Source organism: Proteiniphilum sp. UBA1028 (genome assembly GCF_002316955.1).
In the GTDB taxonomy this organism is placed as follows: Bacteria; Bacteroidota; Bacteroidia; order Bacteroidales; family Dysgonomonadaceae; genus Proteiniphilum.
Window position 1 is genome coordinate 10,969 of record NZ_DCEN01000003.1, and the last position, 626, is coordinate 11,594.

Sequence of the window (626 nt, forward strand, 5' to 3'; positions counted from 1 at the left end):
GCACCTTCGTAAATTCTCAGTTCCAGGTTGTCCCAGCTTTTCTCGGTGGCATATTGCACCTCGGGACCTATGGGAAGGATGGTTCCTGCTTTTATGTATAAGGGAATGATGTCGATGCTTGTTTCTTTTGAGATTTCCTTTCCTCCGTCAAATCTTTCGTTCGTCCAGAAATCATACCATCTTGAACCTGCCGGAAGATAGAGGTTAGAGGTTTTTTTAGCAGTAAAATCTATTTGTGAACCTTTCTCTGTCCCTTCTCCATTTGCTCGTGTCCACCCTTCTTCTATGCTGGCATCCACAATTTTCTCGGGAGTATACTGCGCCTCCGTCACTGGAGCAACCAGTATGGAATTACCAAACATGAACTGGTTCTTGATGTCCCAGACATTCTTATCCTGTGCAAAGTCCATCACCAGTGCCCGCATGAAACTCGACTGCTTGTTTGTTACTTCCCAAGCAGTGGAATAAATATAGGGCAACAGAGAATAACGCAAACGAATTGTGCGCTCGATGGCATCGTATATGGGTTCTCCCTTTTGTCCAAAATGATAAATCTCCCTCGAGAGGTCGGTACCGTGCGAACGCATCATCGGGTTGAAGGCGCCGAATTGCATCCAGCGAACATA

At 46.0% G+C, this 626-nt stretch carries 1 protein-coding gene; it reads right to left on the reverse strand.

What is annotated here, in order from left to right:
• On the reverse strand, positions 1–626 hold a 626-nt coding region (locus B3Z75_RS00315; RefSeq protein ID WP_294066421.1), incomplete at both ends, for a TIM-barrel domain-containing protein.